This window comes from Cupriavidus basilensis OR16, assembly GCF_000243095.1.
Lineage (GTDB): Bacteria > Pseudomonadota > Gammaproteobacteria > Burkholderiales > Burkholderiaceae > Cupriavidus > Cupriavidus basilensis_D.
Genome location: NZ_AHJE01000012.1, coordinates 37,231 through 55,067 on the forward strand (window position 1 = coordinate 37,231; position 17,837 = coordinate 55,067).

The window sequence follows — 17,837 nt, forward strand, 5'->3', positions numbered from 1 at the left end:
AGTAATGGAACGCGCCGCGCGCAGCCGCGTTGCAGGTGCCTTTTGCCGTAGCGGATGGCGCGCCGCCGATCAGCCGCCTACAGGAAACCCCAGCCCGCCTGAAGTACCTAGCGATAGGGAGAGACTAACCGACAGCGCGATCTCGATGAAGGTGAGAGCGCAGCTTCTTGCTGCCGGACTTCGATCAGCCCGGATTCGGGTGAGCACCGAAAACGGCATTGTGCACCTCGACGGCAAAGTGCGAACCGACGAGATCGATCTAGAACGCGTCCTGACCGGCCTCGTAGCTCACGACGATCCGCGCGTCGATCGGCAATGACCACTTCCGCCTGTGCCGTTCGACCAGATCCAGCACCGCTTGCAGGCGCAGCGCAGCATCCGCCCGCCGACACCTGATGGATGCCCGAAGCCGGCCATTTGGCTCTAATTCGAGAGTGACGCGCATGCGCTCCGCTCTCGGCGTCGAGAAAGAGGTCTATTCTCAGGGAATACCACTCGCGCACTTCGAAAAAGGAGGCTACAGATGTTCAAGCACGTCCTGCTACCTACCGACGGTTCCGACCTATCCAGGAAGGCTGCCGGCGCTGCAATCGAGTTTGCGAAGTCAATCGGCGCGAAGATCACGGCCTTCACTTGCATGGATGAATATCCCTTCCTGCAATCGAGCGATGCGGGTCACCAGACACGTAAGACATTCAAGGAGCACGCAGAGACGGATGCGCGTGCTCGCGTAAATGAGGTCGTCGTCGCAGCAGAGGCGGAGGGTGTCATCTGTGACACCGATATGACGATCTCGTCCGTACCGTACATGGATATCGTGGAGGCTGCCGCCCGACACGGTTGCGATGTGATTTTCATGGCATCCCACGGCCGTCGTGGCCTCGCCGGCCTGCTGGTCGGAAGTGAAACGCAGAAGGTCCTGACGCATTGCACGATCCCCGTCCTCGTCTACCGCTAGGGCTTTTTCGGCAAATCCTTGGCGTTGCCGCAATCCAGGACCACGTTGACGCAGCCGCGCCGGTAGCTTTTTGGGGGGCTCGATTCGGGTGCGCCTGCGGTGCGTGCTCAGGGTTCGAACACATAGGATCCGCGCGATCTGGAGGAAATGATGGCCGAACGCGGTATCCCGGTGGACCATTCCATCGTGCATCTCTGGGTGATCAAGCTCCTACCGGCGTTCGAAAAGGCATTTCGCAGGCATCCGCGTTCGGTGAGCATCAGCTGGCGCATGGACGAAACCTACATCTAGGTCAAGAGGCAATGGGAGTATCTCTACTGGGCTGTGGACAAGGCCGGCAAGACCATTGATTTCCTGTTGTGTGCACGCCGTGACGCGGCCGCTGCCCGGCGCTTCTTCGCGCAGGGCATCGCCCAGAACGGGGTTCCGCAGACGGTCACGGTGGACAAGAGTGGAGCCAATCGGGCAGCCCGGCAGGCCATCAACGTCAAAAGGGAAGCTCCATCAAGCTCCGGCAAAACAAGTACCTGAACAACTTCGTCGAGCAGGATCACCGGTCCATCAAACGCCGAGCCAGGCCGATGCTGGGATTTCGGAATCTTCGCTGCGCCCGCATTATTCTGGGTGGTATCGAGACCATGCGCATGATCCGCAAAGGGCAGATGGTCACCCCAAAGGGGGGCAGTCCGTCCGCTGCCAAGCAATACGAGGCGCGGGCGCTGCAACGGTAGCCGACGAAGTAGAATCCGGAGGTTCTCGGGCGGCGCGTCAGCGCCAAAAAAAGCGCTCGCTGTCGTGTAGACACGGGCGCTGAAGGAGGGCAGGTCGCGAACTCCTGCACTCGAAATTTGGATGCTGAGCGGTCCGGTTGGCCTTCGCGTCGTCAGGACGTTTCGCACAATGCACGCACAAGTAGTACGCCGGAGCCGAAGCGCGTGGATCACCTCAACAGGCCAGCAATTGCGGGTTCTTCACTGCCGGCACGTGATTGTCTTGACGACAAGTGCGCGGTGCATGATGAGTTTTGAGGCTGTCGCGCATGTCGGCTAGCAGCTTCTCAGCGCCTTTGCTATCTACGCCGTCCCTCTTCAAGTGCGCAATGCGCTGATCCTGTGCCTCAATGCGCTTCCCCGAGCGCTCGATAGCCCTATCCCGTCGAGGTCTTCTAAGTCTCCCTCTATGTTGCGCGTGGCCTCTACCCCTGGTTGCATGATGGTCTCCATGCTGGTGTTGGTGCTGATGCCTCGGTTTTAGATCAGGAATGAAGACGTCGCTATGGGAATGTGTCCTACAACAGGCAGAGATTGCTGGGCCGGACCCAAGCGGCAGGTCGGCGCGTTAGATAAACGCCCCGCCGACAGAAGGACGCGGCGAGGCGAAGACAGGCAGTCTCATGCTAGACCTGCCCGCGGGGGGAGCATTTCAGTCTTCGGAATATTGAAGGTCAGTTGCCCAGGCCACTATCGAGTGGTGGATAGCGTCAAGCAGGGTGTCCGGTTTACCGACGAACATCTTGGCCGGTCGGCCGAGGTGGTTGTCGCTGGTCAAGTGGTCGCAACCTCGGCCGGCCCGCTATTGCGATCTCGACCCTCAGCGTATGCGGGCGATAGCCTCAAGGACAGCACCGCCTTTGGGCGTGATGCAGGGTCGGCGTCCCGAAGCGATCTCTTCCAAGTTGACAAGTTGATGCTCGCGGAGCGCTTCCAAATCCGCTCGATCTAGTTCAGTGTGATCCGGGGCGCCCTGGACTAAGATGAGAGTCGCTACTTCATGGGGGCTCAGCATGCTTGCCTCACATATTTTTGAACGGCAGCTGGGAAGCGTAAATTGCAACCATTGCATCAAGGCGCTATCGCTCGGCGGCATAGGCGGCAACCTCCGATGAGGTCTTTGACCGCCAGGCGCTCCATGTTTGCGCTGGGCCAATGCATTCAATACGCCCCATTCCGGATCTTCAAGCCCTTTTCTGGCCATCTAGGGGAAACTCCTCGGTTTTAGATCAGCCAGAGCGAGCCGCAGTGCCGCCAAGATCTCGAAAACGTCGGTGGTTTTTTTTTCGCTGAGTGTTCAGCGCAGATTTGCTATCGGGGATAGCAATGCGAGGCCGAGAGGCCTAATTGAGCACGCCTCTCAGTATTTGGCAATTGACAAGCGTGTAAAGTGAGACACGGGCTAAGTGAAGCGTCCCGCAGGCCTGATCTAGTAGCGATGCATGCTGCAATTCCAGCATCGCAGCCGCCCTCCTTCATGAAGGTGTCTGCCGTCGGGTCGACCTAGTTGTGCGCCAAGCATTCGATGCTACATGGCACTGCACCTCGCCGCTGGAATGATCTCACACACTCACTCAATCTCCGCATCGTCGCCGACGGCTACTCCACGTTACCTCCCGCATGCACAGCCACCGGACTAGAATGCATTGCATTGAGGGGGCAGTGAAACGGGAAGATAGAAACTAGAAAATTGTGCCCTCAGCGTCTCGCGCTGAGGGCATTTCTTTTCCTGTCCAATATCAACCCGATCGCCTCTGTATCGTGCTCAGTCGTCAGATGGGACTCATGCAATCAGGCCGCGACCGTGTTCCCTGCCGATTTGATGGACGCCGAGCCAGCGCCCCTGGCGTCACGGGAAAACGCCAAAGACCATGCAAAGGTGCAGTCCGCTAGGTAGGACGGTGCCCGATGCCAGTTATCTCCTGCCTCTCCTACGCTTCAAGTATCTCCCACGCGAGGAATTGAGATGCGAAGGGACTTGATCATTTGTGCCGTTCGTGCCGGCTGGGTCCTGGAAGTTTGGGGCGAAGCCATCGCAATTCTCGAATTCGACAGTCACGACGAGGCACTGAGCCTCGGAAATACCATAGCAACCCGCCATGGCATCAACTTAATCATCGAGGATGCAGGCGGCCTGCGCCGCCGCATTCAACTGCCACTCCCCTCGGTGGCGTTGCCGGAAGGCAAATGCATTATGGTTCGCGCCCCTTGAAAATGGAAACCAACCCAAATGCGATGGCCGACATAGGCCACGTCCTCGCGCAGATTTTCGCCCGGCTCGCCGGCACCTTGTCCCTACTTGTCATTGGACTGTATGTCACAGATGCAACTGTAGGTCTCACGGACACCCCTATGAGCAAGGACACCCTGTTCCTATCAGTCGTGGCCGTTGCCCTGTGGGCAATGTGCGAAGCGTCTTGGCGTCACAAGTAGTTGGCCCGGCCCCCGGCCAACTCCCTTCGCGTCGCCGAACCGCGTCGGTGCCGGCTCGGTCACTACGCCATGAGTTGGCGCGTCAACTGCATCGCGAAGACGATCCCTCGCATGACGCCGTCCCTCGCGATAGCTCCGATGGTCACGCTGATCTCTACTGCCAAGCCTCTACTACTACGCAGCGCCACTAGGTCAGAAACGCGGGGCTCTCATGCAGCGCCCTCCGCCGTCACGGCCGCACCGAGGAGTGTCCGCCTGTCTGCAAACGGGCCCTTTGCGCAGTGGCCGGTAGAGTACTTACCGTTAGCTTCAAACCGAATGATCTCGTTGGGAGTGCCGCCGAGAAGCATGAGATGAAAGGTGAGCATTGGGGCGCAGCGAAGCCGTCATTGTCGGTTCTGGTCCGACTCCTTGTGGTCAATTCAGTGTAGGCCACATGCTGCGCTCTACTAGCAGCTTTAGCTTGTCATCTCCGCTTACCGTACGCGTGTCAGGACCGCGGCGATTGCGCAACCTGATCTCGCTCGACAAGTTGGCGATGCCGCCAAGCCGGACGGTCGCGCGAGTGCCACGCAAGTAAGTCAGAGGGCGCGCCAGGCCAGGATTTCTTCCCAAGGCGCACTGTTCTTCCCAAGGCGCACTGATCAGCCCGATCGCGCTTGCGTGCGCCGCTGGCGTTGTGCGCGGGTCCGAGGATGGCGGTCAGCGCCTCGGCGCCGACGGCGAGGACCAGCAGATGGCCGACGCGCAGCAGCAGGTGGGCGGCGGGATCTCCGCGGAGCAGGCGGTCTGCCTAGTCCAGCAGTCAGTCGTCGAGGCTAAATTCAAATGCCCTCCCTTTAAGGGGTGACCAGGATCAAGCCCACGTCTGCGACAGTCTCGGTGTCGCGCGATCGAGTCAGGCCGCTATGCCTAGAACTATGCGCTGGGCCGCCGTCGTTTGGGGCGCTGAGGAAATGGATGCGCGTCCAGACGAAGGTGAATTGCCCTGGGGACACAACCAGACGCTGCTGCAGAAGCTCAAATCGTCGAGCAGCGCCAGTGGTATGCACAGCAAGCGACCGCGCACGACTGGTCCCGCGCCGTACTTGTGGCGCAGATTGAAACTCGCCTGGCTGACCGGGCGGCACAGGCGCCAAACAACTTCACCGCCCAGCTGCCGTCGCCGCAGTCGGACTTGGCGCGGGCCGTAAGCTGCGCTGTTACATCGTATGCGAATTGAAGACAGGTGCCTTCAAGCCGGAGTATGCGGGACAGATCAGCTTCTACTGGTCGGCGGTCGATGCCGGGATGAAGACGGCAGCCAACAATTCTACTATCGGGCTACTGCTATGCCAGGACCACAGCCGGCTGGTTGTCGAATACGCACTGTGCGGCATGGGAAATCCGATTGGCGTCGCCCAGTATCAGTTGGTGGCGGAGCTGCCGGCCGAATTGCAGGAAAGCCTGCCGAGCGTCGAGGCCCTGACACAGGAATTGGAGCCTGAAGCCCGGGGTAACGAGGGGGATTAAGTCTGAGACAGGCACCGCCGCGCTGGCCTCCTGCGCTGGCGTTTCCGATGTGAGTGAGTTGTACCCAGGGCCGGCAGGCAGCGAACCGGAGACGGTGCGCACCACGCTGGCCGCGGCAGTGCAACGGTCCGAGCGGGGCGAAGCCGAAAGCGCACTGGCGCGCCAGCGGCTCTCGGCGTTGCGCGTGGCGTGGCCAAGCGGTGTGGATGGTCGGGGAGAGGCGCTCGATCGGCAGTTCCTGCAACTGCATACCCGGTCCTCGACGGAGTCGGAACGCATGCCCGAGCAGGTGGCGGTGGCGCAGGAGCGCGCCACCGCCACCGAGCGCCGCGCGAGATAGACCAAGAGCGCACGCTGCGCCAGAAGGGTGAGCAGGCGGTGGCGGCCTCCTCACCAAACTGGCGGCGATGCATGCACGAGCGCAAGACGCCGCCGTGGTCGGCGCCGAGGAGCGGACAGGGCTGCAGGCCGAGCGCGATACACGCGTTGAGTACAACACCGGACGCGTCAGCACGCCTATTACCAGCTTCGACCTGGTTAGGCGTACCGGTAAGATTTCCAACGCACGTGAGTACAAATTGTTGGGGCCGCCGGATTTTAATAAAGAGGCCGTGCATGTCTGGGAGCACCACTCCCAGATAGCGCTACTATATCCATTGATTGGTGCGGACGTCGATATACCGTTTGAACGTGTTGCAATCTCCGAAATAATGTACGATGCTCTGGTTACTACAGAAATGGAGAAAGACAATGGCGACATACAAACAGCTGCTGGCGGAAAAAGAAAAAATTGAGGCTCAGCTTGTTGAAGTGCGCGCAACAGAAGTCGCTGGCGTTATCGAACAGATTCAAGCCCTGATGGCGCAGTATGAGTTGACAGCCGACGACATCGCTCCAAAGCGCCGCCGTGGCCGTCCCGCAGCAGGCGCGGCAGCTAAGGCTTCGGCAAAATCCAAGTCATCTCTGCCGCCAAAATATCAAGACCCAAAGACGGGGGCGACTTGGACCGGACGTGGTCGGGCACCGGCTTGGATCGGTAAGAATCGCGACAAGTTTCTGATTCCAGAGGCGTGAGCGGGAGTGCGGACATCCATAGGGTAAGTAGAGACTACTTGACCTACGCTGGTACCGCATTGTCCCCGCGCATTTCATTTTTCTGACGCAGGTGTTAGCCTAGAAGTCGACACGTTCGGGTGTTACATCTATGTGTTCCCTCCCATATTCAGCTCGCAATATGACACGAGGAGATGCCGGGAATGATGAGAAGCGTGCAGATTAGGGCGGCGGGAGAAAATGATTGGCTCGCCATTGTAGATGTGCTTGAATATTGCGGATTGCCCAACGACGTCGTCAACCAAGCAACGCGCGCCTTTCATATCGCTACATTAGGCGAGAACGTAATAGGTTGTGCTTGTGCTGAGCAATATGGAGAGACGGTTGTCGTGCGATCCGTCGGTGTGCTTCAAGAGTATCGTGGTCATCAAATCGCGACTCGCCTTATCGGCAGCATACTGACGTGCGCACGCGCAGATGGCTGTACCAAAGCGGTACTCATCACTGCTGGGCGGCTCGGTCTTCTTAATCACTGCGATTTTTCGCTTGCCGAGCTTAAATCGATGCCTGAGGAAGTAAGGCTTTCCAGGTCGTTCGTGCGGCGATTCGGCGTGCGGAGGACACTAAAAATCTCCACCGACTAGCATTGCGCAGGTCAGCGCCAATGTCTAGCTGGCAAACTGGGCGCTAAATCGTCAACGTCGCCGAGCTGGCACGCAAAGCCAAGCCGGCTTCGGAGTCGATGACGACATTGCCTCTGAATACCAAGAGAGATGGCCGGGCCACAATGGCGTCGAGCGCAGCAGACGAAAGCCCTTCACAATGGCGAAGAGCTTTCGTTTGTTCTAGAGGCGCGGCGGGAGTTAGAGCTTGCGAACCTGGGAAGCCTGCGGACCCTTTTTGCCTTGCGTGACCTCGAACTCAACTCTGGCACCTTCTTCCAGGGACTTGAATCCAGTGCCCAGGATTTCCGTGTGATGCGCAAACAAGTCCTTGCCGCCATCATTCGGCGTAATGAAGCCAAAGCCCTTTTCATTGTTGAACCACTTCACGATTCCCGTTGCCATCTCGTCCTCGCATTGGTGCAGAGAGCTACCCAGCACGTTGAACAAAAGTAAATTGCGGAACGGTACATGGACTTCGTGGACAACATGACGGCATTCCGAATGCGCTCTGCGCCCCCCAGCATAGCCGAATCTTGCGGTTCAAGCCATGAGCGCGCGCTTGCTGGGGTTTTCCATGAGAACCGTGCAGATCCTTAAGCCAAGGACGGCGGTGCCACGAACCGGAGGCTGGTAGGGCGCTACGTCCGGGAGGTCGATGCGGTCTGGTTCAACCGCCATTGGAAACGTGCATCTTCTTTGCCGCTGTGAAAAACGCGGGCGGAGGGAACCGCTTGCCCGTGCTCAGGCCCAAACTGTATCGACCACCCGCAGTAGGTGCCCAGCCAGGATGTAGTCTCCAAGCTTCATTGCCTTTATCTCCAAGGTCGCCAAGTCCTTGGCTGTCAGTTCGGTCAATGCGAACTGACCCGCGATAAGTGCAGTGTGGGACCTCACAGCGATGTTCTCGTGCCCGCGATACTCCACGCAGATGCCAACCTTCTGGCCCAAACGTCCGAGTTCAATCGCATCCTGCCAACCTGACTCGTAATCTAGCTCGACTCGTGCTATCCCTTCTGCCGCCAAGAGCCTAACGGCTTCTCCTTTGGTTCCAGCTCGGGCTGTCGTCATTCCTGTCTCCACTTACATCGTCCGACGTACGGGTCACCGGTCTAAATCTGCATGCGATTGAATTCAACTCAATGTAGTCTGTTCGCTTTGGACAATGGCAGGACCCTCGTCACGCGTGCGGCCTTGCTGGAATTCGTTTGCAAGCGCAGGGAGCGGTCCACCTGTCTAAAGTGTTATTTAATTCTGACGTAAAAAAAATCAAAGTCAATACGTACTGGCGACGATGTCATTGTGACCACCCGCGTAACCAACCGGCACTTGACTTCTTCCAGACCATTGAGGGCGAGGCCGCAAGCGCTTCCAGCTAAGAAAGTATCTGACTCAATTTGAGTTGAGAGGCCGAACGGAGCGTAGGTTGGCATTGAGGGGTCCTCGTCGATGGCAAACGGGGCTCCAGGAAGCCCGCCGCGACTCTTCAATGTTGCTTACCGTTACAATGAATCCCATCGCGCAGCCGTTAATTGTTGTCAATTGCTACTGTCGGCAACACCCAGAGTGACAAAGCTGACTCGATAGTTATTTTGACGCGGTGACGGCGACTTGCGGACTTCAACCTATCGCATCCCGTCCGGTCGGTCGGCGATAAAAATCGGACATCTCGAATGACGAGATGGAACCCGCCGTAGCCTACATGGCCCCCCGGGTGCGTTAGTGGGTCGCGATGCCTTCCTGCAGATGCTCGAACGTGATGCGCTATCCTGCGTTTGGGTGATTGCCGGTGAGAAGAGTGTCGTTGGTGGGCGAGGGATGGTTTCGTCCGCACGTTGCATACGATGCGAGAAGAGTCTTCACCGGAACAGTTGAAGAAATTCTACGGGGATGCAAGACCAGTCACCAAAGTGTCGGTGTCAAAGAAGTCAACTAAGGAAAAGGATAGTGGGGGAGTATCCCCGTCATCAGGCAAATCTTCGAGCCGGCGCCCAAGCAGATAGAGAAGGACCTGTCAAAGGGATGGGCGCAGCTGGGCGGGGGCGGGCGGACAAGATTTGCCCACTTTTTGTATCCTCTGGGTTGATTGACCATGGTGTCGCTAGAGTCGTCGCCCCGCAAATCATTCCATCTCCCGCACCAGCAAAAGCTCAGCGCGGCTGACGGTAAAAGCGACGGTAAGGTCCCATGCCGATCACAGCCAATCCCTTTAACCATGCGGGTTTGGGCGGCCTGTTGATGATGGAGTGGATCATAAGGAGCTACTTCGGAGAGGGGGGCATGATAACCGACCGGGCGTGCAGGGCTGTCTCTTTTCTGAGCCGCTTGCACTTTGCGGCGCCCACCGGCCACAAAGCAAGGCAGGCCCTGGCGCACAGGGCGTACTGGCTGCCGGGCCAGCGAACATAGCGGTGAATGAATCCTCAACCGGGTTCAGTCAGATGCCCGCCGGGCCACGGCGATCGTCCCTGGCCGACCCTTCTCGGCCATTTGACGCCGCGGCGTCGAATGGCCGCTATAGGAAAGCGCCCTTAGCGTGGCATCAACGGATTCCAGCGATGAGCGGCGCTGAAAAGCAAACGGCGTGAGCCGACTGGTCTCGCGCCGTTTGCATCTTTCTTACCCGCCAAAGCGTGCAACCAACGTGCAATGCCGAATCAATAACCGGCCGCCAGCCCGGTATTGCGGCGCGGGTCATTGGCGCCATAGAAGCGGTTGTTGCCGACCGGCTTGCCACCGAGAGCCGGTGCGCCGACGATGATCGTCGCCAGGTGGTTGGCAGGCTGTGGCGGGCCGAAGCGATGCCCCATGCCCTCCAGGATCTTGCGCGTATCCGGGGACAAAGCGTAGTCCTCCACATTGGTCAGGTCCGGCAGCCATTGCTGATGAAAGCGCGGCATGTCCACGGCTTCCTGCACGTTCATGTTGTAGTCGATGGCGTTGATCATGGTCAGCAGTACAGCCGTGATGATACGACTGCCGCCTGGCGTGCCCACCACCATCACCGGCTTGCCGTCCTTGGTGACGATGGTCGGACTCATCGAGGACAGCGGGCGCTTGCCTGGGGCAATGGAGTTGGCCTCGCCCTGGACAAGGCCATACAGGTTCGGCACGCCGACCTTGGCGGTAAAGTCGTCCATCTCATCGTTCAGGACCACGCCCGTCGTGGCCGCAGTGACCTTCGCGCCAAACCAGTCGTTGAGCGTGTACGTGACGGAAACGGCGTTGCCATCCTTGTCGGCAATCGAGTAATGCGTGGTGTTGCTGCCTTCATGCGGCTCCACGCCGGGCTTGATGTCCTTCGAAACACCTGCCTTCTTCGGGTCGATTGCCGCGCGAATCTTGGCGGCGTAGTTCTTGTCCAGGAGGCGGTCCAGCGGGTTTTTTACGAAGTCCGGATCGCCCAGGTAGCTGTTGCGATCCACATAGGCGTGGCGCATGGCTTCGATCTGGTAGTGCACGGCCTGCGCGGAGTGGTAGCCCAGGTCCTTGAGCGGGTAGCCTTCCATAATGTTCAACATCTCGCAGATGACCACGCCGCCCGAGCTCGGCGGAGGTGCCGACACGACGTGATAGCCGCGATAGTCGCATTCGACCGGCGCCAGCTCGCGCGTCTTGTAGGCGTCAAGATCTGCCTGCGTGATCAGGCCCTTCCCAGCCTGGCTGGAGGCGACGATTGCCTTCCCCACCCAGCCTTGGTAGAAGCCTTCGGTTCCCCCGTTACTGATCGCGCGCAGCGTCTTGGCCAGGTCGCGTTGAACCAGCTTGTGGCCCACCTGGAACGGTTGCCCCTTGTTCAGGAAGATTGCGCCGGAGGCAGGGTCTTCCTGGAAGTCCTTGGTTGCGGTGAGCAGCATATCCACGTCGCCCTGCTCGAGCGTGAAGCCGTTCTCGGCGAACTTGACGGCAGGGGCAATCAGGTCCGCGCGCTTCATCGTTCCATACTTCCGGCGAGCGTACTCCATGCCGGACACGGTGCCGGGCACGCCCACGGCCAGATGCCCCTTGGTGGAGGCGCCCTTGATCACGTTGCCGTCCTTGTCCAGGTACATGTTCGCGGTGGCACCCTTTGGCGCAACCTCCCGGAAGTCAAGGAACGTCTTGCGGCCGTCGGCCAGTTGGATGGTCATGAATCCGCCACCACCCAGGTTGCCCGCAGCCGGATACACCACGGCCAGCGCGTAACCCACCGCCACGGCGGCGTCGATAGCGTTGCCACCGCGCTTGAGCACATCGACTCCAACCCTGGTGGCCAGGTGCTGCGCGGTAACGACCATGCCGTTCTCGGCGGCGACCGGCGCCACGGAAGCCGCGTACGACGACGGCGCGAAGCTCGTCGTCAGACAAAGGGATGCAATCGCGGTGAACCACCGCAATCCTGACTTCGGATTCATGGAGTCTCCTGATGAATGCTGCGTAAGCGAACCCTGCTAACGACATCGCACAAGACGCCAATGCATAACCCTGCCTATGGTTTGGTTTTGGCAAGTATGAGAAGCACCGGGCGCAACACGGCACCCGGATGTCTTTCGCGGCGCTTGTGGCGCACAATCTTCTCATAAAGGTTCCCTCCGCTCCAAGGGGAGAGATTCGGTTCGACTTCTGATGATGTTGGCCGGCCCGGCCGGCCCTCAGTCGAACTGCATCGCCAACCGTTCCAACGATCGGCGCAGTAACGGATTGCTTGGCTGCGCCGATCTGTTCGAATGCATTCGGGGGGCGGCATATACCTGGGTGCTTCTTCGGCAAGCGGCTCGCATGCCGAATAATCCGATTCGATGCTGTCATTGTGTGCCTGCCGGAAGTTCACCGCTTCAACGCGGCCACCCCAACGATGCACTGTCGCAGTCATGCCGCGCAGCACAGGTCGAGGAAAGCGCCAAGCACCAAGGCTAGGGGCTATCGACGTTGGGCCTGATGCCGGGAAGAAGGTGCGGAGCAGACGTCCGAATGTCCGAATGACGGTGCAGGCGAACGACGCTTCATGGCCGGGAAGGGGCCTCGACCCACCGCTACCCCGTCGGCTCTGCCCGATCCGTTGCTGCCCTTCAGCGAAGAGCAGACTCTGCGGCTGGCCTTGCCCGGAACAACCCGTGTCGGGTCAACGAAACGAATTATTCGGTAGTGCCTTCTTGTGATGTCCGCGAGAGTGTGGTCGGCCAGTTACATCTCTGTTTGCAGCACCCGCGCCCAACCACCTTCAGTCAAGATGAACTTATAGGGTTCCCAATTCTTGCGGACAGATTTTTTTACCCGGCCCCGCGCTCTATTCACAACATCGCGGAGTAGGGACATAAAGTCATCCCGCTCATGGGAAGGCTTCCTGCATCGACCGAGCGTAGCGCTTCGCGCTCGTCCAACAGTGCCGCGGCGAAGCCCAGCGCAACGATGGCGTTGTCATCGAGGTGGGAGCGGAAGCTGCTCCACCGTCCGTTCAGGGCTTGTTCGGCGACGCCCTTGTATAGCTGCGAGCGCAGTTGCTGCAGCGGCCCCACATGGCGGGCGAAGGCGGACTCCATCACCACGACGACCTCGCCCGCGAGGTCCAGCAGCTTGCCGAGGCGCGTGAGCAGCTCGGCCTCGTCCGTGGACTTCAGAATCTTCTGCCACGCTTTACTGCATGGTTCGTTGCTGCCGATGTTCTTGCATTCGAGCAGGATTTCGTGCAGCCGGTGGGCCGGGTTGTCGGCAATATTTTTGGCCATGTTCTGTCGCCGTGCTCGATGGGCAGTGCAAGCTGGATTTGGATCGGTCGTAGCGGTTCTGCTTGGGGCTGATCAGCCCGCGCCGAGTCATCTTCAACTGCGCACGCATCGTCACGGTTCGCGTCCTGATCCTGCAGCGTGCGCTCCAGCTCCGAGATCGCTCGATCCCGCGTGGCCACCGGACCAGTCCAGATCGTGGCGAAGACGACGGCACCGCCGACGGCTGCCCCTACCAGGCCGGCGACGAAGGCGTAGCCAATACGATTTGTCATGTCATCACTCAGAAAACTCCTACCACATGCGCCAGCGCGGCCCTGGTAAGGCGCGTAGGCGGGTACGCGGTAGGTTTGATCAAAGTCGAAAGTCACGGAACGCCACCGCGGCACAGTCGGCGATGGCGACCTTGGTGGCCCGCTGCCGGGCAGCCAGCGTCGGGATGGTGCTCGCCCAAATGAGCCTCACAATTGTTCCTAACTCCGCCGCCACATCAATAGGACGCGTCCTAATATGTGCTGAATATCTTTGTTATCTGTTCTGTACAGTTCCTACATCGGAAGTCCGACGGAGATAAGTTAAATATTTAAAACTTAATACAGAAATAAATAGCACTAAATAGGACTTGTCCTAATTTAATAGGACTGGAATGAATTTACGGAAGTTTACTTGACGTATTGTTTGATAGAGGAATAGTATGAATTAACATTTGAATGATGCTGGCGTAATGAAATCTGTTAATTCCACCGTAACCCCCGTTGAGTTTGATGATGCGTTGTCCATTAGCGTTACACCGCTCTGGGCGAGGATCGCCGGTTCGCTGAAGGCGCGTATCTTGGAAGGTGAGTGGGCGTCGGGTGCAGCGATTGCGCCAGAGAGAGCACTGGCCCAGCACTATTGCGTCGCGATTGGAACTGTGCGTGCGGCGATCCAGGTGTTGGTGGATCAAGGCATGCTCGAGCGGGCGAAGGGCCGTGGAACTTATGTGAGAGGTGCCCTATATGGTGCCTTTATGACGCGGTTCCTTCGCTGGGATGATGACAACGCGGAGCTTCCGGATTCTCGCATCATCTCGCGGCAGGTCTTGCCCGCATCCAGCGACGTGGCCGGCAAGCTAGGGTTGGAAAAGGGAGCGCAGGTAGTTCACTTGTCGCGACAGCGAAGCTGGAAAGGTATGGTCAGATTGCTTGAGACTATCTGGCTTCCGGAAGAAAAGTTCAGAAAATTGTCCGCACTCGATCCCGATCGATTCCCGGCTCTCTTGTATCCATTTTACGCGGTACGTTGCGGAGTGACGGTCTGTCGAGCCATCGACGATCTGAGTTTTACAAGGCTAGGCAGGCGTGAAGCGGAGCTGCTTCGCCTGGCTGAGGACCATCCGGCATTGTCGGTATCTCGTGTTGCGTTTGATATGGCGGATCAGCCTGTGGAATATCGCCAGGCGTTGGGGAACGCCGACGAGTTTCAATACCGCACCGAAACCCGTTGAAGGGCAAACCACCGCGCTGGGGTGGAGCGCGGCATCTTCCGCGCTGGAGAGCGCTCGGTCAGGAAGAAGTCACTAGTCGATTGGAGACGTATGCGAATCTCGCTCTGTGCATCTGTAGCAATTGTTTGTTGTGCCCTGATCGGTAGCCACGCGCAAGCGACGGCCTGGCCGACGGAAAAGCCTATCCGGTTAGTCGTGGGCTATCCGCCAGGCGGAGGTGCTGATGCAATGGCACGCCTGTTGTCGCCTCTTCTCAGCCAGGAACTGGGGCAAAGGGTCGTTGTCGACAATCGCTCTGGCGCAGGGGGTAGGATTGCCGCGGATCTGGTCGCGAAATCGGAGCCGGACGGCTATACATTGCTGCTGGATGCATCATCGTTTGCGATCAACCCGGCCCTGTACAAGCGACTGCCTTATGACCCAATCGGATCGTTCGCGCCGGTATCGTTGATTGCCTTGTTCCCGAACGTCCTGGTCGTGAATCCTAGTTTTGCTGCGACATCGGTGCGTGACGTGGTGTCATTGGCTCGCAAGGAGCCAGGTCGAGTTGCCTATGCATCAGGTGGGAACGGGACCGCACAGCACCTGGCTGGAGCGATGTTTGCGCAGTCCATGGGAGTCGATCTGCTACATGTTCCATACAAGGGCGGCGGCCCAGCTTTGGCTGACGTTATTGCTGGTCAAGTCCCGGTCTTCTTTGCCAACACTGCCTCCGCCTTGCCCCATATCCGCGCCGGAAAACTTCGCGCGCTTGCTGTGACTGGCGACAAACGTGTTGCGGTCCTGCCGGGCACACCGACCATGGCAGAAGAGGGGGTGACCCGCTATGAGGTGTACGAGTGGAACAGCGTGTTTGTTCCTGCCGGCACACCAGCGCAGATCGTACAGCGTCTTTCGGATGCGATTCGCAAGGCAATGAGCGAATCCGAGAGCCGGGAACGTGTGAGTAGCCTGGGCGGTACGGTCGTGGCAGGAACGCCATCGGAAGCCTCCAAATTTATCAAGGGGCAGATGACCGAGTGGGAGAGGGTCATCAGCAGCGGTCGCATCCAGGCCGATTGAATTGTGTGGCAGTCGTGAGGATACGCTTTGAGGAAATTCAGGAAACCATTGGCAGGGATTGCTTTGGTGCTCTTGGGAGCGTGCACTCCGGGCCATGAGTGATACGTATGATGGGAAATGGCAAAAGGTATCTGGCCGAGGTGCGGAGACCATGGCGGTTGAGAGGCACGGAAATGTCTTCATCATCAAACGACCAAGCTTCAACGCCATGCTGCTCGGACGTGATGAGTCAGAAGCGATCCCAGCGATGCTGAAGGACGGCGTGTTGGAGATCCAGGAGGAACTGGGACCAACCAGGCTTATGGTTGGCCCGAAGACGGGTCATCTGTTGCACGCCGGTGCGGAGTACAGACGCGTTGGTGACTAGCCTTGAGCGCCGGAGATGTTTCGTTGAGCGTCAAGGATCGCGGGAATGCTCTCTACGATTGCTAGGGCGTAGGTCTGTTCATCCTTGCTCAGTACGAGAAGGCTCTCGGCAAAGCGCTGAATTGACGTTTGCTGATTTGGAGCTAGTCTTGCAAGCCAATCGGGTATAGGTTGCGCTCCAGTCGTAGGGCCGGTTCCAAGAGCAAGCCATATCGGATTGACGCCGTAAAGGATAGCTAGAGCAACAGTAAAGCTCGACCCTGTTCCCTCTCTCTCAAGTGACGCTAGGTTGCTCTGGGTAATACCGACACGCGCTTCTACCTGCTTCTGAGTAAGTCCCTTCGCCTGTCTCGCCTGAAGGAGTCGCTGTCCGAACGGGGTACGGCCAAAGTTGGATTCGTTAGTTTTCTTCATCCGCACACCCTAGACGGGATGAAAAACACTTTTCAGCTTGCGTGAATATCGTAATTCCGATATTGTGGGTCTATGGACTGGAAAAAAATGGTGAGAGAACTGACAGATCGGAAGCTTGGAGGCTTCACGCAGGTTGAGCTTGCCAAGAGGTGTGGATGTAGCCAATCCGTGATCAGCGACTTGAAACGGGGTGCCGTATCCGTGCCCAATGCGAATGTTGGACTGGAATTGCTTGCCGCACATAGACAACTCAGTGAAGGAGATGGAGTGTGATGACGAAATGGCTTGGTGGTTTGAGCATAGCGCTTTCTATTGCAGGCGTGGCTGCCGCCGGGGAACGTGTGGCCGTTAAGTACACTCCTGTAGGTAGTGCGGAGGCTGTCATCCAGACGTTTCGCAACGCCGCGGGCGCGGACCTCAAGATGGTCCGCCCGATGTCCGGCAACGCTTGGGTGATTTCGCTGCCGGACAACATCGGTGCCCAGGAGCGCGCCCGCATCCTGGATGCTCTGCGGGCGATCCGCGGCGTGGATTGGGTCGAAGCGGAAACCTACCATCGCACGAACACGTTGAACGGCGGCTGGATTCCGAACGATCCCAACTTCGCCCCGAAACAATGGAACCTGCACGACCCTGCCATCCCTGGCAACGCGAAGGGCGCGATCAATGCCGTGAACGCCTGGTCGAGTAGCAAGGGAGATGGCATCGTGATCGCGATCCTCGACAACGGCGTGAACGCAACCCATCCCGACTTGCAGGGCAAGTTGCTGCCGGGGTACAGCTTCGTCACGCGTGCCGGGCGGGGAACGAACACCCAACCACCGGCCTTTGGTGCGCAATGTGTCAATCCCGCCTTGCAGAATGGCGCGACCGCTACTATGGCCTATCACGGAACGAGCATGGCTGGTATCGCCGCAGCGGCAACCAATAACGGCCAAGGTATTGCTGGCGTGGCACCCAACTCGATGGTCCTGCCAGTCAAAGTGCTCGACGAGTGCATGTCGAGCAATTTCGATATGGCAGACGGAATTAGGTGGGCCGCGGGCCTGGGCGTCTCAGGAGCGCCGGGGAACCCGCACCCGGCACGGGTCATTAGCGTCAGTATCAGCAGTTCGGGGGCATGTGGGCAGACTATTCAGTCTGCGATTCAGGACGCCGTGGTAGTTGGAAGCGTAGTCGTCGCCGGCGCTGGAAATGACGGTGGCGCTGTTGGGAATACCGGCAGTTGTAAGGGCGTGATAGCCGTCGGTGCGATTGACCATACCGGATTGCGTGCAAGCTATTCCAACTTTAGGCCCAGGAACAAGCAATTCCACGCCTCAGGTAGCCGGCGTTGTGGCACTCATGCTTGCGGTGCGCCCAACTCTCACGCCGGCAGCGGTGGGCCAACTGCTGCAGAAGAGTGCTCGCCCGTTCGTG

The 17,837-nt window shown here is 58.7% G+C and carries 16 protein-coding genes and 3 pseudogenes; 14 read left to right on the top strand and 5 right to left on the bottom strand.

The window, feature by feature from the left end; all coding sequences use genetic code 11:
* Positions 1 to 4: 4 nt before the first annotated feature.
* The 9 genes and pseudogenes from OR16_RS47180 to OR16_RS40800 all read left to right on the top strand — a co-directional run.
* Positions 5 to 241, top strand: a pseudogene (locus OR16_RS47180) (BON domain-containing protein); the annotation flags it as partial.
* A 282-nt stretch (positions 242 to 523) separates the two neighbouring features.
* Complete coding sequence (locus OR16_RS03765) at positions 524 to 958, top strand: universal stress protein (RefSeq protein WP_006156635.1); 435 nt, start codon at positions 524 to 526, stop codon at positions 956 to 958.
* A gap of 132 nt (positions 959 to 1,090) precedes the next feature.
* Positions 1,091 to 1,689 (top strand): annotated as a pseudogene (locus tag OR16_RS40780) (IS6 family transposase); the annotation flags it as partial.
* 2,005 nt (positions 1,690 to 3,694) lie between these two features.
* A complete protein-coding gene (locus OR16_RS03780; RefSeq protein ID WP_006156636.1) occupies positions 3,695 to 3,940 on the top strand; it encodes a DUF2188 domain-containing protein in 246 nt (81 codons plus the stop codon).
* A 1,439-nt stretch (positions 3,941 to 5,379) separates the two neighbouring features.
* Positions 5,380 to 5,673 carry a PDDEXK nuclease domain-containing protein gene (locus tag OR16_RS45280; RefSeq protein WP_006156638.1) on the top strand — a complete coding sequence of 98 codons (294 nt, stop codon included), beginning with the start codon at positions 5,380 to 5,382 and terminating at the stop codon, positions 5,671 to 5,673.
* A gap of 49 nt (positions 5,674 to 5,722) precedes the next feature.
* Positions 5,723 to 6,013: a hypothetical protein gene (locus tag OR16_RS44390; RefSeq protein ID WP_192816398.1), complete on the top strand. Its 291-nt coding sequence runs from the start codon at positions 5,723 to 5,725 to the stop codon at positions 6,011 to 6,013.
* 94 nt (positions 6,014 to 6,107) lie between these two features.
* The gene (locus OR16_RS44395; RefSeq protein ID WP_192816399.1) at positions 6,108 to 6,467 is read left to right on the top strand and encodes a hypothetical protein; all 360 of its coding nucleotides are present in this window, start codon (positions 6,108 to 6,110) and stop codon (positions 6,465 to 6,467) included.
* Positions 6,424 to 6,747 (top strand): H-NS histone family protein, encoded by a 324-nt coding sequence (locus OR16_RS40795; protein ID WP_006156641.1) that lies wholly within the window; start codon positions 6,424 to 6,426, stop codon positions 6,745 to 6,747. Before OR16_RS44395 ends, OR16_RS40795 begins: the two co-directional genes overlap by 44 nt.
* A 182-nt stretch (positions 6,748 to 6,929) precedes the next feature.
* Positions 6,930 to 7,370 (top strand): GNAT family N-acetyltransferase, encoded by a 441-nt coding sequence (locus OR16_RS40800; RefSeq protein ID WP_006156642.1) that lies wholly within the window; start codon positions 6,930 to 6,932, stop codon positions 7,368 to 7,370.
* A 219-nt stretch (positions 7,371 to 7,589) separates the two neighbouring features.
* Here OR16_RS40800 and OR16_RS03805 read toward each other — a convergent pair whose 3' ends face one another.
* From OR16_RS03805 to OR16_RS03825, 4 genes are all read right to left on the bottom strand, one after another.
* The gene (locus tag OR16_RS03805; RefSeq protein ID WP_006156643.1) at positions 7,590 to 7,793 is read right to left on the bottom strand and encodes a cold-shock protein; all 204 of its coding nucleotides are present in this window, start codon (positions 7,791 to 7,793) and stop codon (positions 7,590 to 7,592) included.
* A 339-nt stretch (positions 7,794 to 8,132) separates the two neighbouring features.
* Positions 8,133 to 8,459 (bottom strand): hypothetical protein, encoded by a 327-nt coding sequence (locus OR16_RS03810; RefSeq protein WP_006156644.1) that lies wholly within the window; start codon positions 8,457 to 8,459, stop codon positions 8,133 to 8,135.
* Between the two features lie 1,586 nt (positions 8,460 to 10,045).
* Positions 10,046 to 11,782, bottom strand: coding sequence for a gamma-glutamyltransferase (gene ggt / locus OR16_RS03820; protein WP_006156646.1), 1,737 nt, complete (start codon positions 11,780 to 11,782; stop codon positions 10,046 to 10,048).
* Positions 11,783 to 12,658: 876 nt separating this feature from the next.
* Positions 12,659 to 13,093: a hypothetical protein gene (locus tag OR16_RS03825; RefSeq protein WP_006156647.1), complete on the bottom strand. Its 435-nt coding sequence runs from the start codon at positions 13,091 to 13,093 to the stop codon at positions 12,659 to 12,661.
* A 721-nt stretch (positions 13,094 to 13,814) separates the two neighbouring features.
* Here OR16_RS03825 and OR16_RS03830 point away from each other — a divergent pair.
* The 3 genes from OR16_RS03830 to OR16_RS03840 all read left to right on the top strand — a co-directional run bounded on the left by OR16_RS03830 (position 13,815) and on the right by OR16_RS03840 (position 16,005).
* The gene (locus tag OR16_RS03830) at positions 13,815 to 14,576 is read left to right on the top strand and encodes a GntR family transcriptional regulator (protein WP_006156648.1); all 762 of its coding nucleotides are present in this window, start codon (positions 13,815 to 13,817) and stop codon (positions 14,574 to 14,576) included.
* Positions 14,577 to 14,666: 90 nt separating this feature from the next.
* Positions 14,667 to 15,638, top strand: coding sequence for a tripartite tricarboxylate transporter substrate binding protein (locus OR16_RS03835; RefSeq protein WP_043418333.1), 972 nt, complete (start codon positions 14,667 to 14,669; stop codon positions 15,636 to 15,638).
* Between the two features lie 94 nt (positions 15,639 to 15,732).
* Positions 15,733 to 16,005 (top strand): hypothetical protein, encoded by a 273-nt coding sequence (locus tag OR16_RS03840; RefSeq protein WP_141639824.1) that lies wholly within the window; start codon positions 15,733 to 15,735, stop codon positions 16,003 to 16,005.
* Here the strand turns inward: OR16_RS03840 and OR16_RS40805 are convergent.
* The gene (locus OR16_RS40805; RefSeq protein WP_006156651.1) at positions 16,002 to 16,418 is read right to left on the bottom strand and encodes a helix-turn-helix domain-containing protein; all 417 of its coding nucleotides are present in this window, start codon (positions 16,416 to 16,418) and stop codon (positions 16,002 to 16,004) included. The two genes, OR16_RS03840 and OR16_RS40805, sit on opposite strands and share 4 nt — an antisense overlap.
* A gap of 87 nt (positions 16,419 to 16,505) precedes the next feature.
* On the opposite strand from OR16_RS40805, the gene OR16_RS48065 reads away from it, so the two are divergent.
* Together OR16_RS48065 and OR16_RS45285 are read left to right on the top strand one after the other, a co-directional pair.
* Positions 16,506 to 16,691: a helix-turn-helix domain-containing protein gene (locus OR16_RS48065; RefSeq protein WP_043418335.1), complete on the top strand. Its 186-nt coding sequence runs from the start codon at positions 16,506 to 16,508 to the stop codon at positions 16,689 to 16,691.
* 161 nt (positions 16,692 to 16,852) lie between these two features.
* Positions 16,853 to 17,774, top strand: a pseudogene (locus tag OR16_RS45285) (S8 family serine peptidase); the annotation flags it as partial.
* Between the last annotated feature and the right edge of the window lie 63 nt (positions 17,775 to 17,837).